The organism is Psychrobacter immobilis, from assembly GCF_904846235.1.
Lineage (GTDB): Bacteria > Pseudomonadota > Gammaproteobacteria > Pseudomonadales > Moraxellaceae > Psychrobacter > Psychrobacter immobilis_C.
This window is the reverse complement of the sequence record NZ_CAJGZN010000004.1, coordinates 64,898-89,905: the sequence shown is the minus strand read 5'-3', so window position 1 is coordinate 89,905 and position 25,008 is coordinate 64,898. Positions and strand designations below refer to the sequence as shown.

Genomic DNA, 25,008 nt, shown 5'->3' with positions numbered 1-25,008 from the left:
TACATCGATATTCAATCCTAACGCTACCTTTCAGCGTTAGGATTAAAGCCTAAATGCTGCTCAATTTGCTCCGCCAATTCAATCAATACCGCACTGACCTCAGCCCGTTTAGACTCATACTCTCCTTGCAAAAAACTCACGGCCATACCAGCGACTGCATTGCCTGACGCATTACGAATATAAGTCCCTAAGCAGTACATCCCATCGCGCAATTGTCCATCATCGAGAGACACTCGGCTTTCTTGTATCGCCGCAAGCTCGGTTGCCAAATCGGTAAAATTACTCACTCCATGCTGGGTCATCGGCGTCGGAAACGCATCTTTATACAATGATTTGATGCTGTCCATCGACAACGTGGATAGCATGGCTTTACCTGTCGCCGAAAAGACGGCAGGTACGCGGACCCCCGCACGAAAAGTAAAGCCAAGCGGCGCAGGCGACTCATGACAAGCCAAAAATACCACTTCGCCCAAATCAAGCTTGGACAAGGTAACCGTGTGCTGAAGAAGTACCGGATACTGCACAATCAAATCTTTAAACAAATGCACCACGCCTTGCTGCTGCTCGTACTTGCCTGCCCAGTACATCAAATATGAACCCAAATAAAAACGGCTTTCAGGGTCTTTATAAATGACATGCTTGGTCAATAGGCTTTGCAAAATATTGTGAGTCGAGCTACGCGGTAGCCCCAGTTCCTTGGCGATATGAGCCGCTGTCAGAGGCTGTGAGCTATCGGTAATCAAGTCCAAAATCTGAAACGTTTTGTCTAGCGCAGGTACGGCAGTCGAGCTCATAAATAACCTATAAAGTGAAATAAAAGAAAGAAGTACAAGATAATTTTTAAAATAATGAGATTAAGGGTTGCAAATCGCGTCATATCGTTCTTATAATAACGTCTCGTATATAGAATACGTGTTCAGTATATTGAACAAATAATGAATTATCAATAATTATTTACGACTTACTATTTTATTCATTCTTATAAACACACTCTAAATGACAAGGAGCGTCAACATGTCACACGCGCTGCAGTTATCAAATCCAGATTTACTCAAACAATCTTGCTTCATCAAAGACGGCTGGCATGCTGCTAGTGATGAAGCTTCGCTCGATGTAAACAATCCTTTTAATGGCGAGCTCATTGGTACTGTACCCAGCCTGACCACAGAAGATGTCAACGAAGCTGTTGCTTATGCTCATGACGTCCAAGCAGACTGGGCAGCAAAAACCGCCAAAGAGCGTGCAGAATTATTGCAAAAGTGGGCAGACCTCATCGATGCCAATAAAGAAGACTTGGCCATCATCATGACTGCTGAGCAAGGTAAGCCGCTGACTGAGTCACGTGGTGAAGTAGGTTATGCCAACAGCTTTATCCGTTGGTTCGCTGAAGAAGGCAAACGCGTCTATGGTGATGTGATTCCTGCTAATAGCACACAGCTACGTCATGTCGTTCTCAAGCAGCCGGTTGGTGTTTGTGCTGCTATCACACCTTGGAACTTCCCAGCTGCGATGATTACGCGCAAAGTTGCTCCTGCACTAGCAGCAGGCTGTACGATTATCGTCAAACCTGCCACCGAGACACCTTACTCTGCATTGGCACTAGGTGTGTTGGCAGAGCAAGCGGGCATTCCAGCTGGCGTCATTCAGATCGTAACCGGTAAGTCTTCTGTCATCGGCGACATCCTAACGGGTGATGCACGCATTCATAAACTATCATTTACAGGCTCTACAGAAGTAGGCCGTACGCTGATGGCACAATGCGCGCCAACTATTAAGAAGTTATCGCTAGAGTTGGGTGGCAATGCGCCATTTATCGTCTTTGATGATGCCGATCTAGAGAAAGCCGCTGCCGGTTTAATCGCTTCTAAATATCGTAATGCTGGTCAGACTTGTGTCTGCGCCAATCGAGTATACGTTCAAGACAGCATTAAAGATAAATTCTTAGATGTCTTTGTCAAAAAAGTCGCCGAATTAAAAGTAGGTAACGGCTTAGAAGAAGGCGTAGATATCGGTCCTCTTATCAACAAAAAAGCGTTAGATAAAGTACAAGCCTTGCTAAAAGACGCGCTAGATAAAGGCGCAAAACTGGTCACTGGTGGTAGTGTCAATGACGCATCAGAGCTGACTTATAACCCAACGGTTATCACCGATATTAGTAGCGATATGGACATCGCCTCTGAAGAAATCTTTGGACCGATTGCGACCATCTTTACCTTCAAAGACGAAGCAGAAGTTATCCGTGCTGCTAACGATACTATCTATGGCTTGGCCGCTTACTTCTATAGTAGCGACTATGCCCGCTCATGGCGCGTTACCGAAGGTCTTGAGTACGGCATCATCGGTCATAATACTGGTCTAATTTCTACAGAAGTTGCCCCATTTGGCGGCGTGAAGCAATCTGGCTTTGGCCGTGAAGGTTCAAAATACGGTATCGAAGACTATATCACGACCAAATACTGGTGCTCTGATATCACCTAATAGCCATAACCTAATGAGTTGGTTTAATGGTTAGCAAAGTAACAATGAGCAAAGCATCAACTAGCGCAAATTTTTGGATATCTATGGTGTTTTGGGTCAAATAAACACCATGTGATATCTACTGAGTAAAAAACAGACATCAAATAAACCGCCAATCTTTAGATGGCACTTATGTTACGAACAAAGAAAAGGACATTCCCATGACTACCAATCAATCATTACTTGAGCGCCGCAAAGCTGTTTTACCAACAGGACTTGGGGTTGCCTTTCCTATCTTTGCAGAAAAAGCAAAGAACTCAGAAATCTGGGACATCGAAGGCAAGCGCTATATCGACTTTGTCGGTGGTATCTCAGTATTGAACACGGGTCATAGCCATCCAAAAATTACCCAACGTGTCCATGAGCAGCTAGACAAATTTACGCACACTGCAGCGCAAATGATTAACTACGAATGCTACGTGGATCTGGCTGAAAAGCTGTGTGAAAAAGCGCCTATCAGTGGCGATACTAAAGCATTCTTTTTGACCACTGGCGCAGAAGCGGTTGAAAACTGCATCAAGATTGCTCGTGCTAAAACCCGTCGTCCAGGCGTGATTTCTTTTGTTGGTGGCTGGCATGGTCGTACCATGATGTGTATGAGTCTGACAGGCAAAGTACTACCATATAAAAAGAACTTTGGCCCGATGCCAGGACCTGTGTTCCATGCGTTGTTCCCTGCAGAAGAGTTGAACGTAACAGAAGCGCAAGCGTTACATAGCCTTGACATGATCTTCCAAGCAGACATCGATCCTAGTGAAGTAGCGGCAATGATCATTGAGCCAGTCCAAGGCGAGGGTGGTTTCCATCAGGTAACGCCGTCATTTGCCAAAGCGTTGCGCGAGATTTGTGATGAGCATGGCATCGTGCTTATTTTTGATGAAGTACAGTGTGGTTTTGCGAGAACCGGTACCTTGTTTGCAGGTGAACAGCTAGGGGTTGAGCCTGATCTAATGACTGCCGCGAAGAGTTTGGCTGGTGGTTATCCTATCTCTGCGGTCATTGGGCGTGCTGACATTATGGATGCGCCGCAAGTCGGTGGCTTGGGCGGTACTTATTCTGGTAACCCACTTGCTTGTGTGGCGGCGCTTGCTGTTATGGAAGTTATCGAAGAAGAAAACTTACTTGAGCGTAGTGTGGTGATTGGTGATACCATCGCCGCGTTCTTAAAAGGCTTGAACCTAAGCAGTATCGGTCATATCCGTTATAAAGGCGCTATGCTAGCGTTTGAATTGATTGATAGCGAAGGCAAACCTGATGCCGCCGCTGCTGCCAATCTAAAAGCAAAATCATTTGAGCAAGGCTTGCTATTAGCGTCTTGTGGTATGTATGGCAATGCCATTCGTGTAATGGTGCCATTGACGGTTGAGGATGAAGTGCTACAAGAAGGCCTTGATATCATCAAAGGTATTCTAACCGCATAAGCAATACTGAGTGTCATTTACTTTAGCGATGGATCGCTTTTAACCAAGCACAGCTAGTTCAAGTACCGATATTGGTTAAAAGATTGTATGAAAGATAACGGCAAGGTTGCCCTTATGACACTCGCTTTGAGTGAGTTTTTCAACGGCGCCTTGCAAGTCAAGACGCCGTTTTTGTTTTTGCTGTTTGAATACTATACCGACGGCAAATACAAGTTTTTCGGCGACGCGACAGACACAACAAACATGATGGGTATGATTCCATGAAACAAAAATAGTGTAACTGTAACAGGTTGACACGGATGACACACAGACAAGGAGTAAGTTATGTCTGAACTAAAGAAATCGTTAGGAACGCTGGATATTATTGCATTAGCATTTGGTGCAATGGTTGGTTGGGGCTGGGTAGTGTTGGCAGGTGGTTGGATTTTATCTGCGGGTACGTGGGGCGCGATGTTGGCGTTCTTGATAGGCGGGCTAGCAGTGATACTGATCGGCGTGACGTATGCTGAGCTTGCTGCCTCTATGCCGATTACTGGTGGCGAGCATACCTATACGCATCGAGCGCTAGGGGTCAATGTCTCCTTTATTTGCTCGTGGAGTATTTTATTCGGTTACTTCTCAGTCGTCGCGTTCGAGGCGGTTGCCTTACCGACAGTCGTAGAATATTTCATTCCTAATTATAACCAAGGGTATCTTTGGACCATTGCTGGGTGGGATGTGTATGCCACTTGGGTGGGCGTCGGAATGCTGGGATCTGTCATCGTCACTTGGCTGAATATACGCGGCATGGAAGTCAGTGCTTGGTTCCAAAAAACGGCCGTATTGGGCATTTTATTCGTTGGTACGTTATTGTTCATCGGTGCGGTCTTGTTCAATCCCGAAACCTCAAACTCGATACAAGCGCCAGCATTCATTGGTGGGGTTGGCGGTATCATGGCAGTGATTGTCATGGTGCCTTTTATGTTTGTCGGTTTTGATGTCATTCCACAAGCGGCAGAAGAGATTGATTTAACTCGGCCCAATATTGGCAAGTTTTTGATTGTCTCTATTGTGGTTGCCGTGCTGTGGTATGTGGGTATCGCTTGGAGCGTCGGCACGACTTTGCCACTTGTCCAAGCAGAGAACTCAACCCTCGCTACTGCTGATGCGATGACCAATGCGTGGCAAGGTAAGTGGGCAGGTATCTTACTGGTTATCGGTGGTGTGCTGGGTATTTTATCAAGCTGGAATGCATTTCTTATCGGTGGTAGTCGCCTGTTGTACGCGATGTCAAAAGCACATATGTTGCCAGCGTTTTTGGGCAAATTGCATCCAAAATACAATACGCCATCAAATGCTATCTTATTGATTGGTGGTTTGGCGACGTTAGCACCATTATTTGGTCGTAAAATGCTGGTTTGGATCGTAGATGCAGGTGGTTTTGGCATCGTCATTGCTTATACCTGTGTGGCGATATCATTCTTAGTATTACGCTATCGTGAGCCTGATATGGTACGTCCATTCAAAATACCCGCAGGTAAACTGGTCGGTATGGTCACGATTGCGCTCAGCATTGGTATGTTGATGCTGTATATGCCAGGTATGCCATCGGCACTGACACCAATCGAGTGGTGGATTTTCTTTGGCTGGACTGTCTTGGGCATCGTGTTATATGGCTATGCGAGAGTGAAATATCCGGGTATTAGTGAGGCAATCATGGCAGAAGAGCTGCGTGAATTAAAAATCGTCAATCAGTTGTGGTTAAAAGACAATCCTCCCAAACGTTAAGCTTGTCGAGCAGAACTTTTAGCCAAATCATCCTTCAAAAAAAGGCCTAACATTCAATGTTAGGCCTTTTGCTATTCTAGAAACCACGCTATTGATTAAGACTTATCACGAATCAGCTTATAGTTTAAGAACTCAGTGATACCAAGCGTACCAAGCTCGCGACCAAATCCTGAACGTTTAACGCCGCCAAATGGGGTATTGGCTTCGGTACCAGACGGCGCGTTGATAGTGACCATGCCCACTTCTAATTTATCAGCAATATCAGCAGCTAGGGCAGCATCTTGCGTTTGGATAGAAGCACCAAGACCAAAAGGCACATCATTAGCAATCTTGATAGCGTGATCGACATCACGAGCCTTGTAGACGACAGCGACAGGACCAAACAGCTCCTCACGATATACATCCATGGATTCAGTCACATCAGTCAGTACCGCAGGCTTAAACCAAGCGCCAGGCTTGTCTTTTTCCATGCCGCCTTCTACCAATACTGTCGCACCTGCTTGAATAGCACTGTCTAGCTGCGCTTGCAAGTTGACCGCAGCGGCTTTTGATGACATTGGGCCAATAAACGTATCTTCCTTAAGCGGGTCGGCCAAAGTCATGCTGCTGACTGCATTGGTAAAACCTTCGACGAATTTGTCATAGACTGATTCAATGACGATCAAACGCTTGGCTGCGTTACAGGCTTGTCCAGTATTACCAAAACGACCAGAGATAGCGCCTTGTATTGCTTGTTCGATATCGGCATCGGCTGCGACGATAAAGGCATCTGAACCACCCAATTCTAAAACGACTTTTTTGAGTGCGCCGCCAGCTTCTTTTGCAACGGCTTGTCCAGCGCGTTCAGAACCTGTTAGCGAGACACCTTGTACGCGTGTGTCATTGATGATGGTCGCTGATTGCTCGTTGGTCGCAAAGATATTGTTATAGACACCTTCAGGTACGCCAGCATCTTTAAAGATATCGACGATAATTTCTGCGGTGTTTGGACACTGCGGTGCGTGTTTTAGAATAATTGTATTACCCGCCATAAAGTTTGGCGCGACAAAACGTGCCACTTGATAATGTGGATAGTTCCACGGCATGATACCGAGTAGAACGCCAACAGGACGTTTTTCTACCGAAGCTGATCCTGAGTCAACGTCAATGGTATTCGGCGCGAGTAGCTGCTCAGCATTGTCTGCATAGTAACGATAGATCTCAGCGACCAGACCGATTTCACCCTTGGCTTGTGCAACGGGTTTACCCATCTCACCCGCCACGATACGAGCCAGCTCGTCTTGACGCTCAAGATAGATATCGGCAATTTTATGCAGTAGTGCACTGCGCTCACTCAATGAGACTTGACGCCAGTCTTGATAGGCGTTGTCAGCCTGCTCGATGACTTGCTGGATGTCTTGTTCAGTGGCGGTAGGGTAAGTGGCTTCTAGTTCGCCAGTGGCTGGATTGTTGATTTGATAATCGCTCATACTTTTTCCTTATTTTTAGCGTGTTTTTGGGTTTAAAATCCATTTTTGTGTTTATGCTTATACTTTCAGTTGCTAATAAGTGCGATTTATTATGGTTCATTCTATGCCAAGCGGCGTGTTTTAGAGTGACGCTTTGGTTACAGGTTGTTGCTGGGTAATACAATGAATATTACCGCCGCCATAGACAATCTCTTTTGTGCGTATTCCCACTACTTGATGGTGCGGAAAGATTTTTTCAAGCTGCTCGATGGCGAGTGCATCATTTATATCATCATATTGCGGTACGATGACCGCGTCATTACAAATCAAAAAATTGGCATAGGAGGCGATACAAACATCACCCGTTAGGCGAGGTTTGGCGTCATGAGATTGATGAGTGTTTACAGTGGTTGATTGTCTTCAGTTGTTTCTGTCGTATCGACATTATCCGTTGCCTTCGATTTTTCCTTGGTTAGCTTTATTTTTGGATTCTTAGCAACAGGTTCGATATTTTTCACGGCGACATTCAGGGCAGGTTTAGATGCTTTTTTTAGACTGCGTTTGATGCGTCGAACTGCGATAGCATCTGCTTTGGCTTGTTCTTCGGCAAGCGCCGTATCATGTAAGCTTTGATATACTTCAAGCGTCTTTTCGATCATCTCACGCATGGTGAATTTGTTGGTCATTTCAGGACGCGTGACACTTTCTAGCTGGTTTCTAACTGCTTTACAAAGCGCATTGGCATTGTATTTTTTAACCAAGCCTTGCGGGTAGAGCGGTTGTAAAATCTCGCTAAAGGCAGCTTGATCCCAACCAATGACTGGCGTACCTAGATGTATGGCTTGTAGGGCATTGATACCGATTGACTCGGGTTCATTAGCAAGTGCCATGACAATATTGGCCGCCGATAGCCATTCTCGCATATCATTACGCTTGCTGCCCACATAGGTAATGCGCTCAGCGAGTCCCAAGCTATTAGTACGTTGACGAAAATCTTCATGAGCGACATCGCCGTCTTTATAGTCTTCATCCATAATAATGACATGAATATTGGGGAACTGCTCTTGCAGGTTACCCAAAATATCTATCAGCCATTCTTGCCCATACTCGTTACCGATGACGGTTGGGAATACGAGCCATTTTTTGTGCTCAAGCTCAGGGTATTCAGCAAAGGTATGACGTAACCAATAGACCGAAGGATTATGACGATAAGGGTAGCGCCGAGTATCGACACCGCGATAGATACGCGTGATGACTTTGGGATCTACGTCTTCGATGCGCAGTCCTTTTTTTAAGTATTGCGTGACGCTATCAGATACGGTGATTATCGTATCAACATTGAGTAGGGCTTGAGAGTACTTATTAATAGGATAAAACCCATACATGGTCGAGACCAGTTTGGGAAAACGTCTAACGCGAGCACGGCGCAATGCCAAATGCAATATCCATGCAGGGGTACGCGAATGCACATGAATGACATCGGGCTCGTACTTTTCTATCAAATGCCGTAGGGCAGAGACTTGCAATAGCGATAGCCAAGACTTTTTATTCACATGTAGCTGATGGTAAATATTGCCATCACGTTTGAGACGTCTAACCAAGTCATTGTCTTCATCGGCACTAGAGACAATGATAGAGGTATGCTCATTTTTGACCAATGCTCGCCCAAGATGAAAAATACCGCGCTCGGATTCATCATGCTTTAGAGACGACAGTAAGCGCATAACTTTCATAATAGCGTTGGTCACCGGTTAGTAATATCAATTTGCTATTGTCAGTTAAAAGCGATTAAAACTCAACCATCAAGATAAAAAGATGAGGTCAGATAGGTAGTTTTTAGAATATATAAGCGTAAGCCATGGATTAATAAACATCAAAAGCCGTTAGCGTCGTTTTTGTAAGTGCTCAGCATTGGGCAGTACTTGTTTTTCACTCAAGTATTTCCAGTAGCGCTGCGGGAGATATTGTTTATGCAGCTTAGGGTTTTTGCGCTCTTTGATATTGACGTTAGTAAAGTAACCTTGCCAGAATTTTTGATAGCGCTGCTCATCAGGACTATGGATGCTGGCAGGGTTACGTAGTACCGCATCATCAAGATTAGTGATGGTTTGCAGCTTTGCTGGACGTGATGGCGTGCTATTATTTTTATCATAATAGATGCCGTAGCCCCGAGTCAGATCATAGATTGCCCATTGTTGATCCTGATAACGCTGCCGAAAGTGCTCTCCGATTAATGGTAATACGTTAAAATCAGGCTCTACACGTGCAAAATAAATATCATCAGTCGTATGCTCAAAACGTACAAACGCTTCCATGCGATGTTTCTCACGGCCGACAGATTTGACTGTCTGTACTAGCTCCAGAACATCTAAATTACCTAAATCTTGCATGATCTGACGGCTAGGGTAGTCGATGGCGTATTTGACCACGCGAAACAATGTCGTACCGATATCGTCTTTCTCTGATAAAAATCCCCATAAGATATTTCGCATGCCTGAGTGACCCAATAAGGTATTTAATTTGACTAACACCCGCTCGGCTTTATCCTCATCGGTTGCCACGCTAGTCGCCTGAGCGATGAGTGATGGCACATAGCAATCTTGAGCGGTTAGCTTTAGCGCCACATCGTTCTGTAGACGATTGGCATAGACATAAAACACAGCACTCAGCCAACCTTCAAAGCTAGGCTCATACAGTACAATGCTAGGCGTCAATTGACCGACAGCGTAAGAGTCGTTTTGCATAAGTGCTGACATGTTTTATCCTACATTTCTATCATAAATACAGTAACGTGATAGCAGGTTTTTTAACCCATGCTATCTAGAGCTATTCTAAAATAAAGCCAACTGCCCAGTACGCTGATCATTAAACTTGGTTTGCGTTTGAGCCAATACATACTGACGGAAATTATCGCGCGTTAGATGTGCAAGGTGTTCGTTTTTGCCAGTGGTCGCGATAAAGTATTTAGCACGGTTGACCGCAGCGCCCATTTTTTTTAGATGGTATAGCGTCAATTGATTGAACTTACGTGCTTTGACGATTTTCTTGGCAGTCTTTGTACCGATACCTGGGATACGCACTATCATTTCATAAGTCGCTGTCTGGATATTGACTGGGAAATGCTCGCGATGGCGTATTGCCCAAGCAAGCTTTGGGTCGCAGTCTAAATCTAAAAATGGCGACTCCGGCTCTACAATCTCATGCGCACCAAAACCATAAAAACGCATTAACCAGTCTGCTTGATACAGACGATTCTCCCGCACCATCGGCACGGGCGTTCCAATCGTAGGCAAGCGATTATCAGAGAGCATAGGTACATAACCTGAGTAATAGACCCGCTTGAGATCATACGTTTTGTAGAAGTGACTCGATAACTGAATCACTTGCAAGTCAGTCTCGTTACTCGCACCAACGATCATTTGACTGGTCTGACCTGCTGGCGTGAACTTAGGCGCTTTCTTGTGAGTTTTACGGCTTTCACGAATGGTGATGATTTCTTCTTTTACCGTCTCCATTGGTGCTTTTAATTGATCATGTGATTTCTCTGGTGCAAGCAAAGCCAATCCTGATTTGGTCGGAATCTCGATATTGACGCTCAAACGATCCGCATATAATCCTGCTTCTAGCAGCAGTTCTTTTGACGCACCTGGAATGGTCTTTAGATGGATGTAACCATTAAAGCGCTCACGCGTACGTAAGAGTTTGGCAACTTCGACCAGTCGCTCCATCGTATAATCGCCACTTTTAAAGATACCAGAGCTAAGAAATAGCCCTTCGATATAGTTACGGCGATAAAACTGCATGGTTAAGTCGACGACTTCTTCGACACTGAACGCAGCACGCGGCGTGTCATTGCTTTTACGTGAGGTGCAATAAGCACAGTCGTAAATGCAGTGATTGGTCAAAAGAATCTTTAATAGGCTGACGCAGCGACCATCTTCGGTATAGCTGTGACAGATACCCGTTGCTGAGGCATCGCCTAGTCCGCCGCCTTGGTTTTTTCGAGTACCAGCGGAGGATGAGCAGGAAACATCATACTTGGCAGCATCAGCCAAAATATTGAGTTTGCCCTGTAATCTTTCATAATTGATGTTTGCCATAAGTCGCGTTTTACCAATTAATTGATGAAAGACTATTTTACCAAAATTATCGCTAAGTCATTGTATTTATAGGAGAATCCCAAAAACAACACGACAAATAGTGTCGTATGATTCGTGTCTAATATAGTAAACAGTAGTTTGAGGTTTATTTAAAGGCTAAACTCTGTAGCTTAATATATCTATCTTTTAAGTGCGAATATAGATTCTTTCAAACATTCCATAAAAGGGTCTTTTAGAGAAATTTTATGCTCAAAAAATTTAAAGAAAAATCAGCGTCTCAAAAGTTCGATACGTTTCTAAATGTCTCGTTTATATCTTTTTTCATTGCACTCAATTTTTTGGAATGGCAGGGTAGAGATTTTCCGCAGGAGTCAGAGCTACAATACAGTGAAGGCATTATCACTGATACGGGATTTAGTATAGCCTTGCAATCTATCGAAAATCCTAAACAAATAACGCTTTACGGCTGTAGCTATAATGTATTTGGCTTTATTAATACTGGGTCATGTATGGGTCCTACATACCTTGAACCTAGGCTTGGCAAGTACGCAAGAGTTGGTTGGTACTATCAGCCCAATTTTTTAGGCGTATCGAATAATTTACCGCAATTAGTCAGCTTAGACATTAGAGGATCAGAGGAGGATCTGCAAATAACTTACGAAGATACCAAAAACCTAATGTTCGATCAAAACATGATAAGAGTGCTCACTACGTCAATCTTTGGTTTTGGTTTTATCTTTTTTATGACAAAACTTAATAATCTAATTAATCGGCCTATTCTGTATAAAGAAAAATGATCTTCTCTAAAAGCTCAGCTATTTCTGCCACTGCATCAAGCATTTATATCCTAAGCTTAAAGCAGTGCTTTACCACACTCAAAACCAAGCCACCGACACAAAAAAGGTCTTGCTGACTAGATAACTAGTCCACAAGACCTTTTACATATACTGGTATCTATTCAATAATAATACGCTATAACCCAATTTTTATTGAACCTTGGCACGTATGACGACGGTTTTGGCTGCATTGGCATCAAAGTTCACCAAGTTCCATTTTAGACCAGAGTAGTTTTCTTGGACAACCACCGTATTGCCAACTTGCTGAATGGTTTGATAGCTGTCTCCGCCAGTGGTGGCAAGCGTCGGCAGAGGACTATTCAACGAGACTAACTGGACGCCACTTGGTAATGAGATCATGGCGTTGATGTCATTGACCGGCTGTGCTGAGGTGTTGGTATAAGTGGTGTGATACTCAATCACATCGCCAGGGGCAATATGATTGGCAGGAACGGCAACTTCACGTCCATCAGCATTTTTTAGAATTTTCATGACTTTGGTATTTGCATTGACCACGCCAGGCGTACTAAAGGTAGGAGTCAGTTGCAACGTATCCAAAGTTGTCGTCGTGGTCGTTACTTGATTGGTCACTGGCTGCTGCATAATCACTGGCGGGGTGACATTGGTTGCGACAGGTAGTACTTGCGTCACGCTGCTGGCAGGCGTGGTAATCACATCTACTTTAGTGACCTTGTTGGTAATAGAGTTAGTCACTGGTACGCTAGTAACGGTCGTCGTACCTTGGACAACAGGAGACTGATGCACGACATAGCGTGGCACAGTGGTCACCTGAGTCACCGCGTACGGCATGCCGTCTTGCATGGTGATACCGTTTGGTGTCGCCGTAATCGTAGCAGTTTTGCCATCAGAATATTGCTCGACCACCGTGGTGCTACCGCTCGCAGAGGAGCTAATGGCAATCTCAGGGGCAGCATTGGCCGATGATGTAGCCAACACGATACCTGCTAGCAATGCAGACATAGCTGCATTTTTTGCCATAGTCGTTTCAGCAGTTGATGCTTGAAAACCATCGTTCATAATCATGAAAGACTCCTCAAAAATAATAGTAAGTAATACAACAATAGATAATGCCTAGATAAACAAAACCCCCGCTAAATGACACCGAAAAATATGCCAAATAACGAGGGTAGTAGTGCTGATATTAGCCTATGTGTGCGATCAGACCATCATTATTTTTAGTAAGAGCGCAGCAGTGCTAACTTGTATAAAAGCTATTCAATCTTAACTATTTCTTATTGAATAAACTTAATATTGAAGTTATGGTGCACTCAAACTCAAATAATTATGCGCCAAAACAAATCATGGATAAAAGCAGCATTGTGTAACCGAAACGGTATAAATGCTATCTATGTGTAGTACAGCTTTCATCTATGGAATTGCATAACTAAGTAGCCAGTCACAATCATTGTCATAAAAACTATTATCTAAAAGTCATTTCTCAAACTATCTACAATTGAGAGTATCAAAACTCTAGATTAGAACGTAGTGTAGCTATTAGTCGTAGATAACTTTCATAACTTCATATTCAACGACGCCCTTTGGCGTTTCGATGCGCACTTCGTCGCCTTCAAACTTACCAATCAAACCACGAGCGATTGGTGAGTTGACTGAGATTTTGCCAGCTTTAAAGTCAGCTTCATCATCGCCGACGATTTTGTATTGTTTTTCTTCTTCGGTGTCCATGTTTTCGATCACGACGCTAACACCAAATACAATACGGCCTTCTTTTGGCAGTGTCGAAGGATCGATGACTTGAGCGCCACCAAGTTTGGCTTCGATATCACGAATACGTGCTTCACAAAAACCTTGCTGCTCACGGGCAGCATGGTATTCAGCATTTTCTTTCAAATCGCCGTGTTCGCGTGCTTCAGCAATCGATGCTGTGATGCGTGGACGGTCGACACTTTTTAGCTGTTTTAATTCGGCTTCTAGAGCCGCGTGTCCTTGCGGAGTCATTGGGTAACGTTGCATGTTTTTTCCTTAAACCAATAACACCACACCACCTCATAATGAGATGGTGTCAGTGTTGTTGCAATGGATATAAAATATAAAAGAGTGATAATTAAGACGATGTAATGAATAAGTTGGCCATTATTTATGAGTGCATCTCACCTCAATTCAAGCATAGGCGCACTTAAGCTTACGTAATAAAAAGCATAGTCGCAATTTAGCCACTATGCTTTTTAGGTCTATCACGGTAAAGGTATCGTTCCTCAAGCATGGTTGGCTATATTTAAAGCAAACAACGATACTTGAGTGAGCTTTTAGGCAAGCCTAACGGTTATGCTTAATCTACTGAAATTATTCAGCCACGTCAATAGACTTTGCTTGCTCATGCAAATCTTGTAACTTATAGACATCAAACGGTAAGTCAATCGCGTAAGATTTGCAGACGGCATCAGCGGCACCTAACGTGGTGACGTAGAATACTTTGCCCTGTAGCGCACTACGGCGAATAGAGAACGAATCCTCTTGAGCTTGCTTACCTTCAGTAGTATTGATGATAAGGTCGATTTTGCCGTTTTTCAAGGCATCAACGATATGCGGGCGACCTTCAGTAACTTTGTTGATTTGCTGACTTTCGATACCAGCGTCGCTCAGTACTTTTTGCGTGCCAGTGGTCGAGACAATCTTAAAGCCAAAGTCTGCAAGCTGACGAGCAATCGGAGCGATTTGGGCTTTATCACTGTCACGAACTGAGATAAAGACGGTTTTTGTCTCGCCTTCAGTTGGTAGACCTGGCAGACGCTCATTACTACCGATAATGGCCTTGTAGAATGCTTCGCCAAAGGTTTTGCCCACGCCCATAACTTCGCCCGTTGATTTCATCTCAGGACTCAAGATTGGGTCAACACCTGGAAACTTAGCGAATGGGAATACCGCTTCTTTGACCGCATAGAATGCTGGAACAATCTCAGTGGTAAAGCCTTGATCTTTAAGCGAAGTACCAGCCATACAGCGCGCAGCAACCTGTGCTAAAGAAGTACCGATACACTTAGAGACGAACGGTACTGTACGTGCAGCACGTGGGTTCACTTCTAGGATATATACGGTTTCGCCTTTTACTGCGAACTGTACGTTCATCAGACCGATAACGCCTAGCTCTTTTGCCATGGCGACCGTCTGTGCGCGCATAACATCACATAGCTCTTTAGACAGTGAGTATGGCGGCAGTGAACATGCTGAGTCACCTGAGTGAACGCCAGCCTGTTCGATATGCTGCATGATACCGCCAATAACGACATCAGTGCCATCGCATACACAGTCGACATCAACTTCGATAGCATCATCTAAGAAGCGATCTAGTAGGACAGGCGCTTCGTTCGATGCTTGTACCGCAGTACGTAGGTAATGTCTTAGCTCGTCTTCGTTGTAGACGATTTCCATCGCGCGGCCACCTAACACATAAGATGGACGTACAACCAATGGATAGCCTACGTCTTTTGCTTTCACTAAGCCGTCTTCTAAGCTGGTTGCTAGTGCGTTTGACGGCTGTACTAGGTTTAGCTGCTGAATCATATGCTGGAAGCGCTCACGATCTTCGGCACGGTCAATTGCATCTGGGCTAGTACCGATGATTTTAACGCCTGCTGACTCTAGTGCACGAGCAAGTTTCAATGGCGTTTGACCACCGAACTGTACAATCACGCCATCAGGGTTTTCGATACGAACGATTTCTAGCACGTCTTCTAATGTGATTGGCTCAAAGTATAGACGGTCAGAAGTGTCATAATCGGTTGAAACCGTTTCAGGGTTACAGTTGACCATGATGGTCTCGTAACCATCTTCACGCATAGCAAGCGCTGCATGCACACAGCAGTAATCAAATTCAATACCTTGGCCGATACGGTTAGGACCGCCGCCGATAACCATGATTTTCTTTTTGTCTGTTGGGTTCGCTTCACATTCGCTATCGTACGTCGAGTACATATAAGCCGTGCTAGTAGCAAACTCTGCGGCACAGGTATCGACACGCTTATAGACTGGATAGACGTTTAGATCCCAACGCTTTTTGCGAAGTTGCTTTTGTGAGATACCAAGCAATTTAGCCAAACGCAAATCTGATAAACCTTTACGTTTAAAGCTACGTAGATTTTTCTCGTTCAATCCGCCAAAACCAAGTGATTTTACGGTAGCTTCTGTTTTAACGATGTCTTCTATCTGTACCAAGAACCATGGGTCAATCTTGGTAAAGTTAAACACTTCATCGACACTCATACCGACGCGGAATGCATCAGCAACGTAGTAGATACGCTCAGGTGTTGGAATAGTTAGGCGGTTTATGATTTCGCTACGTGCTTTTTCAACGCTTACTTTTGATAAGTCAATTTGCTCATCAAAACCATCCGCACCTGTTTCCATACCGCGTAAGGCTTTTTGCATCGACTCTTGGAAATTACGACCAATCGCCATCACTTCACCGACCGATTTCATCTGAGTCGATAGGATGTTGTCTGCTTGCGGGAATTTTTCGAAGTTGAAACGAGGTATCTTGGTCACGACATAATCAAGCGCAGGCTCAAAACTGGCTGGCGTTTTGCCACCAGTGATGTCGTTTTGCAATTCGTCTAGCGTATAACCAATCGCCAGTTTTGCTGCGATTTTGGCAATCGGGAAGCCAGTGGCCTTTGAGGCTAGGGCAGACGAGCGTGATACGCGTGGGTTCATCTCGATGACGACCATGCGACCGGTATCAGGGTTGATACCGAACTGTACATTTGAGCCGCCCGTTTCTACACCGATTTCACGCAGTACTGCTAATGACGCATTACGCATGATTTGGTATTCTTTGTCGGTCAAGGTCTGTGCTGGTGCGACGGTGATTGAGTCGCCTGTATGCACGCCCATTGGGTCAAAGTTTTCGATGGCGCAGATGATGATGCAGTTGTCGTTTTTGTCACGAACCACTTCCATCTCGTATTCTTTCCAACCAATCAATGACTCATCGATGAGTAGCTGATGGTTTGGAGACAAATCAAAACCACGCTCGCAGATTTCGATGAACTCATCGCGGTTATAAGCGATACCGCCGCCTGAACCGCCCATCGTGAATGATGGACGAATGATACATGGATAGCCCATTTTTTCTTGAGTAGCAAAGGCTTCTTCCATGGTTTCAGCCGTTTCAGCGCGAGGGCACTCAAGGCCGATACGCTTCATGGCTTTATCAAACAAGTTGCGATCTTCTGCCATTTCGATTGAGTCTTTGGTTGCACCAATCAACTCGCAGTTATACTTAGTCAATACACCGTGCTTGTCTAGCTCTAGCGCACAGTTTAGAGCCGTCTGTCCGCCCATCGTTGGCAAGATTGCATCTGGACGTTCTTTGGCAATGATTTGCTCAACGGTTTGCCAAGTAATCGGCTCGATGTAGGTCGCGTCAGCCATGACAGGGTCGGTCATGATTGTTGCAGGGTTTGAGTTGACCAAGATGACGCGGTAGCCTTCTTCTTTTAGTGCTTTACACGCCTGTGCGCCTGAATAGTCAAACTCACATGCTTGGCCGATGACGATAGGGCCTGCGCCAATGATAAGAATGCTTTTTATGTCGGTACGTTTTGGCATAGTTGGAGCTACCTTCGTTTGGGTGATAATTTGAGTAATCTTTATTTTTGATAACGCTCAATGCGTTTTATGCTTGCAGTGCTTTATTTAGTGCCGCTTGAACCGCTATGGGCGATTCAAGCGTTTACTTATTATGTATTTATAATCAACCGTTTACGCTTGGGCAGTTTTAGCCGCTTCCATCATATCTGCAAACTTATCAAACAATGGCGCGCAGTCATGTGGACCAGGGCTGGCTTCTGGGTGACCTTGGAAGCTAAAGACTGGCTTATCGGTCAGCTCGATACCTTGGTTGGTACCATCGAATAATGAGCGATGAGTAGATTTAACGTTGTCAGGTAGCGTGTCTTCATCAACCGCAAAACCATGGTTCTGACTGGTAATCATCACCGTGCCAGTCGCTAAGTCTTGTACTGGATGGTTGGCACCATGATGGCCCGTTTTCATTTTGATGGTATTTGCACCGCTAGCCAGACCAATCAGTTGATGGCCTAAGCAAATGCCAAACGTTGGCACGTCAGTTTGCTCAATGATGTGACGTACCGCATCGATAGCGTAATCACAAGCTGCAGGATCACCAGGGCCGTTTGATAAGAAGATGCCATCTGGGTTCATTGCTAGCACATCTGCGATAGGGGTCTGTGCTGGTACAACCGTTACGTGACAACCGCGGTCAACGAGCATGCGTAGGATGTTGGTTTTGCTACCGAAGTCATAAGCAACGACGTTGTATTTAGAATCGATATGAGTGCCAAGTTGCTTAAAGAAGCCGCCAGTACCGCTATCATGACTACCATGAATATCACGGTTGAGTAGGGTGTCTGATAAATCCCAAGTACCTGCTGTCCACTCGAAGTTCTCTTTAGTGCAGCATTCTTTTGCCAAGTCCATGCCTTTTAGACCTGCAAAGCCTTTTGCTAACTCAATCGCTTTTTGCTCATCGTCGCTACTGATAGTCTCGCCGTTTGAGGCAGTCATGATACAGCCGTTCTGTGCACCTTTATCACGTAATAAGCGTGTTAGCTGACGCGTATCAATTTCAGCGATAGCCACTGTCTCATTACGCTGTAAATAGTCGCTAAGTGACTCTGAGTTACGGAAGTTAGAGGTTGCCATGGTGGCATCACGAATGATAAGACCGTCTGCCCATACTTTGTGACCATTGCCAGATTCTGTGTCCTCGCTATTGGTGCCTGTATTACCGATGTGAGGGTAAGTCAAAGTCACCAGCTGGCGGGCATAACTTGGATCGGTTAGGATTTCTTGATACCCTGTCATGGCGGTATTAAATACGACCTCACCAATACGATGACCTAGGCTGCCGATACTGACACCGCGAAAGATTGTACCGTCTGCTAGTGCCAAAATTGCTTGTATTTCTGCCGATGAATTCAAGGATTGCCTCCGCTGTTATTGGTGAGTGCCATCGTGTTTTGTTGGTCTAAAATTGCTCCGTATCCTTTTATTTACGGCATTTGACTGTTGTCATATAGAAGTAATAAAAGGACGACACACAAAAATTTTCCACAAAAAAGCGAGAAGACATTATTGATGAAAACTACAAAACCCACTAGATAGTGAATAGGTAACTTGCATCATGTCCGCTCGCTTAGGCACAGATTTTGCGTATTATATACAAAATAGTAACTTATGGCTAGTATCAAGGGCAAACTGAGTGATTAAAACTGGTAGTGGACAGACAGCCCGTAATAGTCAGGCGCAAGATTGGTTGTGATGAGAAGCTGATCGTTATAGCTTTTGGTCAAATACATACTACTGGCAACCCCTAGTGCTGCACCAGCAAATACATCAGCCACATCATGTTTTTCCGCTTTAACACGGCTATAACCTACAAAAGTTGCGCCAACATAAGCTGGAATACTATATTCTAATCCATAGCGTTTATGAATGAAGCTTGCGCCCTGAAATGCCAAAGAAGTATGTCCTGATGGGAAGGAGTCATTGTCGCTATGGTCAGGGCGCTCTTTATTAATGGTTGACTTCACAGCATAGGTCACGGCAAGATTGGTAGCAAATGATTGATAAAATTGCTGACGTCCCTCTTTGTCATTCATATAATGCGTGCTGCCATAAGCAATGGCAGGTATGGCAACCGCAACAATGTCACCGGCTCTCTCCAAACTTGAGGTATCTTCAGCATAACTGGGCGCGGTGATGATCACACTACTTGCCAACAAGATAATAGGTACGTGTGTTTCGCGAAGCATGGATGCGTCCTTAGTAGGGTAGCGGTACTTGTTAGGGCAGGCGCTACGATAGCAAAATGAGAATGTTGGCCTTGCTAATTGTACTATAAAGTGGACACACGATAAGGTATTAAATGGGACTGTATACTGTAAAATATATTTTTTATGGCTATGGTCCAAAGTGAGATGGTTCTTTGACATGCGAATCAAATAAGCATAAAAATGATTGTGGTATAACCAATGACTTACTCCAAAATAACATTATCCTTACTAAGGAAAAACGATGATATTTAAATATTTAGACAAAACCCCTGAGTTTGCCGTACCATTCAATGGTTGGGTCGCTGACTCGGCACAAGTAATCGGTGATGTGTATTTGGGTTATCAGGTCAATGTTTGGTTTGGTGCGGTGATACGCGGCGATAACGATCGTATTCATATCGGCGACTATAGTAATGTGCAAGAAAACAGTGTGATTCATACTGATGCAGGTATCAAAGTGACTATTGGTAATTACGTGACTATCGGTCATCTAGCGATGCTGCATGGCTGTGAAGTCGGTGATAATAGCCTGATTGGTATTGGTGCTGTGGTACTTAATAATGTCAAAATTGGCAAAAACTGTCTGATAGGGGCAAAAGCCTTGATTACTGAAGGTCAGGTTATTCCTGATAACTCGCTAGTGATGGGCGCGCCTGCAAAAGTGGTCAAGACGCTGACAGATGAGCAAGCAGCGATGCTAAAAATGTCAGCGCTACATTATGCTGAGCGTTGCCAGAAATTTAAAACAGGCTTGACAGAAATAGCGATGCCTGATTAAGGGTAAGTAAACGAGCTAAGTTTAAATAGATAGACGATAGGGCGCAGACTTATTTCATTGATAGACTGTTCAATTAATACGGTCAGCCTTAATGCATAACGTACCCAGTTTTATAAAACGATTCATATTTTTTCGCAACCAACGATAAGGTCTCACCATGCAGGCAAATCAAGCACAAACACAACAAAAACAACTGGCATTATTTGATTTAGATCATACATTACTTGATGTCGATAGCGATTATCTCTGGGGTGAGTATATCGTAAAGCATGACCTTGTCGATGAGGCGCAGTACCGCACTGCCAATCAGAAATTTTATAATGACTATATTGAAGGTACGCTAGATGCGACAGAGTACAATGAATTCGTCGCGCAGTTTTTAAGCAGTCTGCCGCTTGATAGACTTGATGAGCTAAGAGAAGACTATATTAAAAGCGAAATCGAGCCACATATTCGCCCAAAAGCGATGGAAGCGTTATGTCAGCACATTGAGCAAGGGCACGATGTGGTGATTATTTCTGCGACCAATGATTTTGTGGTATCGGCTATTGCCAAGCGTTTTGGCGTGGAAGAAGCCAATGTATTGGCAACGCCATTAGAGATCAAAGACAATCGCTATACAGGTAAGCTAACTGACAGACCAAACTTCCAAGCGGGCAAAATATACCATTTGGATAAATGGCTAAATAAACAGCAAGCCTCTGGCATCACCTTTGAAAAAACGTACGCGTATTCAGATTCCAAAAATGATATTCCGTTACTGGAATGGGCTGATGTGGCCGTTTGCGTGTCACCTGATGATGCGTTACATGCGCATGCTTTGGCACATCGCTGGGCAGTAGAAGATTGGTCGATCTAGGCTGTCTAATCTAATAATAGTAGCAATATTGGCATCAGCGATAATTAACGAACCATTTAGTATCAATCTCATTTAAAATAGCGCCACATGCATTATTTATTTTTATTAGAAAAACAGGAACATTTATGGAAATCAATCCGTATCAAGAGCAAATTAAAGATTTATCAGAGCGTGGGCAGGATTTGCGGAGGTATCTTTGACTTCGATGGTAAGCAAGAACGCTTAGAAGAAGTCAATTTAGAGTTAGAAAACCCTGAGCTATGGAACGATCCAGAGCGTGCGACCAAAATTAATAAAGAAAAAAGTCACCTTGATGGTGTCATCGATGTGGTGGTTTCTCTTGAGACGACACTAGAAGACGCGTCTGCCATGCTAGAGTTGGCAGTCGAAGCAGAAGACGAGTCATTGCTAGCTGATGTGCAGAGCGAGCTAGATAGCGCTGAGAAACGCGTTGCTGATTTGGAATTCCGCCGGATGTTTAGCGGTGAGATGGATCCAAATAACTGCTACTTGGATATTCAGTCAGGTAGTGGCGGCACTGAAGCGCAAGATTGGGCTGAAATGCTACTACGCATGTACACGCGCTGGGCAGAAGCACATGGTTTCAAAGTAGATGTTATTGAAGTGTCATCAGGTAGCGTGGCTGGTATCAAGTCGGCAACCATTGAGATTAAAGGCGATTATGCGTTTGGCTGGTTGCGTACCGAGATTGGTGTCCACCGTCTAGTACGTAAGTCACCATTTGATAGTAATAATGGTCGTCATACGTCGTTTGCTGCGGTGTTTGTGTCGCCTGAGATTGACGACAACGTCGAGATTGATATCAATCCAGCGGATTTGCGTATCGATACCTATCGCTCATCTGGCGCGGGTGGTCAGCACGTAAACACGACAGATTCTGCGGTACGTATTACCCATGAGCCGTCGGGCGTGGTAGTGACCTGTCAGAATGAGCGTAGTCAACATGGTAACAAAGCCACGGCGATGAAAATGCTACGTGCTAAGCTCTATGAGCTGGAAATGCAAAAACGTATGGAATCACAGCAAGCGGTTGAAGATGGTAAGTCTGATGTCGGCTGGGGCAGTCAAATTCGCTCATACGTACTTGATGACTCACGTATCAAAGACTTGCGTACGGGTGTTGAGACCTTTAACACTGGTGCTGTGCTAGATGGTGACCTCGATCAGTTTATTGAAGCGAGTCTAAAAGCAGGACTGTAAAAGGCCGTTTTAAATAAGCAGCCGTTCTAAAATAGTAACCAATATTTAATTAAGGAAAATTATGCCAAGCGTTAATAATTATTTTGATGATAAAGTGACTTCTATTGCTTTTCAAACGGCTACCAAGCCTGCGACTGTCGGCGTCATGGAAATTGGTGAGTATGAGTTTGGCACTAGTGAATTCGAAACCATGAGTGTGGTGAGCGGTACATTGACTGTTAAGCTACCAGAGAGTGATGAGTGGCAAACGTTTAACGCTGGCGAGCAATTTACTGTTGAAGCTGATAAAAAGTTCCAAGTGAAAGTAGACGTCGAAACCGCTTACTTATGTGTATACGGCAAATAACGACTTCTAAGTTATAGCAATATTAAAACGAAAAACGTCAAGTATTTTATGCTTGGCTTTTTTTATTTCCGAACTATAAAAAACTATAAGTTTTTACGGTACTGCACCATGTCCGTTAAGCTTGCGACTTTGTCATACAGTTGGCGTGCATTAGCATTACTTTCTTGAGTTTTCCAATAAACGTGATTACAGCCTTTTTCATCAGCAAAACCATATACGGCTTCAATTAATATTCGTCCGATGCTCTGTCCACGTACAGACTCATCGACATAGAGGTCTTGTAGATAACAACATGCCGTACTACTCCAAGTCGTTGGATGTATTACGACATGGGTAAAACCTACCAATGTACCATTCTTCCACGCCCCAATTCCATAAACAGGGATGTCATCATCAAGCAGATTGCGCCACGTCGTCTCCGTCGTGCCTGACGGCAAATTGGTCTCATAAAATGTCAGATAGTTTTGCCATAAGTGCGCCCAAAGATCATGATCGGCGAGGGCGAGTGCCTTTATTTTCACAGGTGAATGGTCCATTTTTTATAAACTTAAGTCGTGAGTAGTGCTGAATTATGCCTCAAAAATACAGCATTTAGAACCCGTATCGCTATTTTTATCACTGCTTTATTTTACACAGCATTACACTTTGTCTGTGCCAAATAAACAGCAAAAACTACCGTCATTAATTATGCTAAAACCATGAATTCTCAAAGGTATACAGGTTTATGGCAAAGGCAACAGTAAAGGCAAACCAGCAGATAATGACCAAAGACGTGCGTCATGATTACGAGCATCTCGCACGCCGTGCCAATTTGCGTTATGTGAGTGACAATGAACCAGGCTACGAGCGTAGACGTTGGGGTCGCGGCTTTACTTATCGTGATGCAACAGGCAACACGGTCAAAGACAAAGCATTACGTCAGCGTTTTGATGCATTGGTGATACCGCCCATGTGGTCAGAGGTGTGGATATGCCAAGACGAACGAGGCCATCTGCAATCAACAGGACGAGACGAAAAATCTCGCAAACAGTACCTGTATCATCCGTCATGGAACAATATCCGTGACCAAGCAAAATTTGATGCGATGATAGGGTTTGCAGAGGCGCTGCCCAATCTACGCGCACAGGTGGAGGCAGATTTGGAAGCAGAGTCATTGTCACGCACCAACGTACTTGCTGCCGTTGTTAAATTGCTAGAGACCACTTTGATTCGTATTGGCAATAGTCGTTATGCCAAGCAAAATAAAAGCTATGGTCTGAGTACGCTACGCAGCAAGCATGTCAGTGAAACCGACAATGGACTGGCGTTTGATTTTGTCGGCAAAAGCGCAAAAGAACACCACATTGAGCTGCAAGATGAACGTTTAATAGATATCGTGCAAGCCTGTTCTGAGCTGCCAGGCTATCAGATATTCAAATATCTAGATGACAACGGACATAAGCAAGTCGTTGACAGTAGCGATATCAATGATTACTTACGGATGCACACGTGCGGCATGGACTGTGAAAGCAAGCTATACAGCGCAAAGGATTTTCGTACATGGATGGCAAGTGTACTTGCGGCAAGCTACCTATATGATGAGCTACAAACGTCTGCAGGCGCTAATATATTAACCAGTGCACCAGAAAGCGCTGAGCGACAGCAATTAGTTACTGAGATGGTAAAAAGTGTCGCAGCAGAGCTAGGCAACACGCCGACCGTATGCCGTGCCTCTTATATTCATCCCATTGTCATTGAGCGTTTTTTGGCAGGGCAGTTCTTTGAAACTTACAAACAAGCGCGCCGTGGACGAACTAAGAAATACCAAAGCTGTGAAGAAAAAGCGTTATTAGGGTTTTTAAGAGCTGATGTTTAAGTGTGAGGTTTTAGATAATAATATT

General features: G+C 44.3%; 21 protein-coding genes and 1 pseudogene. 10 read left to right on the top strand and 12 right to left on the bottom strand.

The genetic code is table 11. From position 1 onward, the window contains the following. Positions 1-23: 23 nt before the first annotated feature. Positions 24-794, bottom strand: coding sequence for an IclR family transcriptional regulator (locus JMX07_RS03845; protein WP_201606380.1), 771 nt, complete (start codon positions 792-794; stop codon positions 24-26). Positions 795-1,014: 220 nt separating this feature from the next. Between JMX07_RS03845 and JMX07_RS03840 the strand changes: the two genes are divergently transcribed. The 4 genes from JMX07_RS03840 (at position 1,015) to JMX07_RS03825 (ending at position 5,705) form a co-directional block, all read left to right on the top strand. Continuing rightward, positions 1,015-2,478, top strand: coding sequence for an NAD-dependent succinate-semialdehyde dehydrogenase (locus tag JMX07_RS03840; protein WP_201606378.1), 1,464 nt, complete (start codon positions 1,015-1,017; stop codon positions 2,476-2,478). 200 nt (positions 2,479-2,678) lie between these two features. Further along, complete coding sequence (gene gabT / locus JMX07_RS03835) at positions 2,679-3,938, top strand: 4-aminobutyrate--2-oxoglutarate transaminase (RefSeq protein ID WP_201606376.1); 1,260 nt, start codon at positions 2,679-2,681, stop codon at positions 3,936-3,938. 114 nt (positions 3,939-4,052) lie between these two features. Continuing rightward, a complete protein-coding gene (locus tag JMX07_RS03830) occupies positions 4,053-4,202 on the top strand; it encodes a hypothetical protein (protein ID WP_166739214.1) in 150 nt (49 codons plus the stop codon). Between the two features lie 60 nt (positions 4,203-4,262). After that, on the top strand, positions 4,263-5,705 hold the full coding sequence (locus JMX07_RS03825; protein ID WP_102083155.1) for an APC family permease: 1,443 nt from the start codon (positions 4,263-4,265) through the stop codon (positions 5,703-5,705). Between the two features lie 95 nt (positions 5,706-5,800). Here JMX07_RS03825 and JMX07_RS03820 read toward each other — a convergent pair whose 3' ends face one another. The 5 genes and pseudogenes from JMX07_RS03820 to JMX07_RS03800 form a co-directional block, all read right to left on the bottom strand. Next, complete coding sequence (locus tag JMX07_RS03820; RefSeq protein ID WP_201606373.1) at positions 5,801-7,174, bottom strand: NAD-dependent succinate-semialdehyde dehydrogenase; 1,374 nt, start codon at positions 7,172-7,174, stop codon at positions 5,801-5,803. A 120-nt stretch (positions 7,175-7,294) separates the two neighbouring features. Next, a pseudogene (locus tag JMX07_RS03815) lies at positions 7,295-7,510 on the bottom strand (agmatine deiminase family protein); the annotation flags it as partial. A gap of 44 nt (positions 7,511-7,554) precedes the next feature. Further along, positions 7,555-8,886, bottom strand: a complete 1,332-nt coding sequence (locus JMX07_RS03810; RefSeq protein ID WP_227684609.1) for a glycosyltransferase family 4 protein — start codon at positions 8,884-8,886, stop codon at positions 7,555-7,557. A 150-nt stretch (positions 8,887-9,036) separates the two neighbouring features. Further along, positions 9,037-9,909 carry a TIGR03915 family putative DNA repair protein gene (locus tag JMX07_RS03805; RefSeq protein WP_201606372.1) on the bottom strand — a complete coding sequence of 291 codons (873 nt, stop codon included), beginning with the start codon at positions 9,907-9,909 and terminating at the stop codon, positions 9,037-9,039. 75 nt (positions 9,910-9,984) lie between these two features. After that, positions 9,985-11,253: a putative DNA modification/repair radical SAM protein gene (locus JMX07_RS03800; RefSeq protein ID WP_201606371.1), complete on the bottom strand. Its 1,269-nt coding sequence runs from the start codon at positions 11,251-11,253 to the stop codon at positions 9,985-9,987. Between the two features lie 245 nt (positions 11,254-11,498). On the opposite strand from JMX07_RS03800, the gene JMX07_RS03795 reads away from it, so the two are divergent. After that, positions 11,499-12,050, top strand: a complete 552-nt coding sequence (locus JMX07_RS03795; RefSeq protein WP_201606370.1) for a hypothetical protein — start codon at positions 11,499-11,501, stop codon at positions 12,048-12,050. A 189-nt stretch (positions 12,051-12,239) separates the two neighbouring features. Here JMX07_RS03795 and JMX07_RS03790 read toward each other — a convergent pair whose 3' ends face one another. The 5 genes from JMX07_RS03790 to JMX07_RS03770 all read right to left on the bottom strand — a co-directional run bounded on the left by JMX07_RS03790 (position 12,240) and on the right by JMX07_RS03770 (position 19,903). Then, the gene (locus JMX07_RS03790; protein ID WP_227684608.1) at positions 12,240-13,133 is read right to left on the bottom strand and encodes a hypothetical protein; all 894 of its coding nucleotides are present in this window, start codon (positions 13,131-13,133) and stop codon (positions 12,240-12,242) included. 471 nt (positions 13,134-13,604) lie between these two features. After that, complete coding sequence (gene greA, locus JMX07_RS03785) at positions 13,605-14,081, bottom strand: transcription elongation factor GreA (protein ID WP_057760725.1); 477 nt, start codon at positions 14,079-14,081, stop codon at positions 13,605-13,607. 330 nt (positions 14,082-14,411) lie between these two features. Then, on the bottom strand, positions 14,412-17,675 hold the full coding sequence (carB, locus tag JMX07_RS03780; RefSeq protein ID WP_102078365.1) for a carbamoyl-phosphate synthase large subunit: 3,264 nt from the start codon (positions 17,673-17,675) through the stop codon (positions 14,412-14,414). A 153-nt stretch (positions 17,676-17,828) separates the two neighbouring features. Next, positions 17,829-19,070: a glutamine-hydrolyzing carbamoyl-phosphate synthase small subunit gene (gene carA / locus JMX07_RS03775; protein ID WP_201606369.1), complete on the bottom strand. Its 1,242-nt coding sequence runs from the start codon at positions 19,068-19,070 to the stop codon at positions 17,829-17,831. Positions 19,071-19,354: 284 nt separating this feature from the next. After that, on the bottom strand, positions 19,355-19,903 hold the full coding sequence (locus JMX07_RS03770; protein WP_058025191.1) for a phosphatase PAP2 family protein: 549 nt from the start codon (positions 19,901-19,903) through the stop codon (positions 19,355-19,357). 262 nt (positions 19,904-20,165) lie between these two features. Between JMX07_RS03770 and JMX07_RS03765 the strand changes: the two genes are divergently transcribed. The 4 genes from JMX07_RS03765 (at position 20,166) to JMX07_RS03750 (ending at position 23,128) form a co-directional block, all read left to right on the top strand. Beyond that, positions 20,166-20,702 carry a gamma carbonic anhydrase family protein gene (locus tag JMX07_RS03765; protein WP_201606368.1) on the top strand — a complete coding sequence of 179 codons (537 nt, stop codon included), beginning with the start codon at positions 20,166-20,168 and terminating at the stop codon, positions 20,700-20,702. A 157-nt stretch (positions 20,703-20,859) separates the two neighbouring features. Next, complete coding sequence (locus JMX07_RS03760; protein ID WP_191113847.1) at positions 20,860-21,561, top strand: HAD family hydrolase; 702 nt, start codon at positions 20,860-20,862, stop codon at positions 21,559-21,561. Between the two features lie 125 nt (positions 21,562-21,686). Further along, positions 21,687-22,782 (top strand): peptide chain release factor 2 gene (gene prfB, locus JMX07_RS03755; protein ID WP_102078362.1). Its coding sequence is split into 2 segments (ribosomal slippage): positions 21,687-21,758 and positions 21,760-22,782, totalling 1,095 coding nucleotides; the frame shifts between segments, so codons are not numbered across the junction. A gap of 61 nt (positions 22,783-22,843) precedes the next feature. After that, positions 22,844-23,128 carry a pyrimidine/purine nucleoside phosphorylase gene (locus JMX07_RS03750; protein ID WP_201606367.1) on the top strand — a complete coding sequence of 95 codons (285 nt, stop codon included), beginning with the start codon at positions 22,844-22,846 and terminating at the stop codon, positions 23,126-23,128. An 83-nt stretch (positions 23,129-23,211) separates the two neighbouring features. On the opposite strand, the gene JMX07_RS03745 is transcribed toward JMX07_RS03750, so the two are convergent. Further along, a complete protein-coding gene (locus JMX07_RS03745) occupies positions 23,212-23,664 on the bottom strand; it encodes a GNAT family N-acetyltransferase (protein ID WP_201606366.1) in 453 nt (150 codons plus the stop codon). A 188-nt stretch (positions 23,665-23,852) separates the two neighbouring features. Here JMX07_RS03745 and JMX07_RS03740 point away from each other — a divergent pair, with 188 nt between their 5' ends. After that, positions 23,853-24,983 (top strand): DNA topoisomerase IB, encoded by a 1,131-nt coding sequence (locus tag JMX07_RS03740; protein WP_201606365.1) that lies wholly within the window; start codon positions 23,853-23,855, stop codon positions 24,981-24,983. Positions 24,984-25,008: the final 25 nt, after the last annotated feature.

Bases quoted from the DNA above. Each gene is read 5' to 3' on its own strand.
- JMX07_RS03845 (WP_201606380.1), bottom strand. From the start codon at position 794: ATGAGCTCGACTGCCGTACCTGCGCTAGACAAAACGTTTCAGATTTTG.
- JMX07_RS03840 (WP_201606378.1), top strand. From the start codon at position 1,015: ATGTCACACGCGCTGCAGTTATCAAATCCAGATTTACTCAAACAATCT.
- gabT (WP_201606376.1), top strand. From the start codon at position 2,679: ATGACTACCAATCAATCATTACTTGAGCGCCGCAAAGCTGTTTTACCA.
- JMX07_RS03830 (WP_166739214.1), top strand. From the start codon at position 4,053: ATGACACTCGCTTTGAGTGAGTTTTTCAACGGCGCCTTGCAAGTCAAG.
- JMX07_RS03825 (WP_102083155.1), top strand. From the start codon at position 4,263: ATGTCTGAACTAAAGAAATCGTTAGGAACGCTGGATATTATTGCATTA.
- JMX07_RS03820 (WP_201606373.1), bottom strand. From the start codon at position 7,174: ATGAGCGATTATCAAATCAACAATCCAGCCACTGGCGAACTAGAAGCC.
- JMX07_RS03810 (WP_227684609.1), bottom strand. From the start codon at position 8,886: ATGAAAGTTATGCGCTTACTGTCGTCTCTAAAGCATGATGAATCCGAG.
- JMX07_RS03805 (WP_201606372.1), bottom strand. From the start codon at position 9,909: ATGTCAGCACTTATGCAAAACGACTCTTACGCTGTCGGTCAATTGACG.
- JMX07_RS03800 (WP_201606371.1), bottom strand. From the start codon at position 11,253: ATGGCAAACATCAATTATGAAAGATTACAGGGCAAACTCAATATTTTG.
- JMX07_RS03795 (WP_201606370.1), top strand. From the start codon at position 11,499: ATGCTCAAAAAATTTAAAGAAAAATCAGCGTCTCAAAAGTTCGATACG.
- JMX07_RS03790 (WP_227684608.1), bottom strand. From the start codon at position 13,133: ATGATTATGAACGATGGTTTTCAAGCATCAACTGCTGAAACGACTATG.
- greA (WP_057760725.1), bottom strand. From the start codon at position 14,081: ATGCAACGTTACCCAATGACTCCGCAAGGACACGCGGCTCTAGAAGCC.
- carB (WP_102078365.1), bottom strand. From the start codon at position 17,675: ATGCCAAAACGTACCGACATAAAAAGCATTCTTATCATTGGCGCAGGC.
- JMX07_RS03770 (WP_058025191.1), bottom strand. From the start codon at position 19,903: ATGCTTCGCGAAACACACGTACCTATTATCTTGTTGGCAAGTAGTGTG.
- JMX07_RS03765 (WP_201606368.1), top strand. From the start codon at position 20,166: ATGATATTTAAATATTTAGACAAAACCCCTGAGTTTGCCGTACCATTC.
- JMX07_RS03760 (WP_191113847.1), top strand. From the start codon at position 20,860: ATGCAGGCAAATCAAGCACAAACACAACAAAAACAACTGGCATTATTT.
- JMX07_RS03750 (WP_201606367.1), top strand. From the start codon at position 22,844: ATGCCAAGCGTTAATAATTATTTTGATGATAAAGTGACTTCTATTGCT.
- JMX07_RS03745 (WP_201606366.1), bottom strand. From the start codon at position 23,664: ATGGACCATTCACCTGTGAAAATAAAGGCACTCGCCCTCGCCGATCAT.
- JMX07_RS03740 (WP_201606365.1), top strand. From the start codon at position 23,853: ATGGCAAAGGCAACAGTAAAGGCAAACCAGCAGATAATGACCAAAGAC.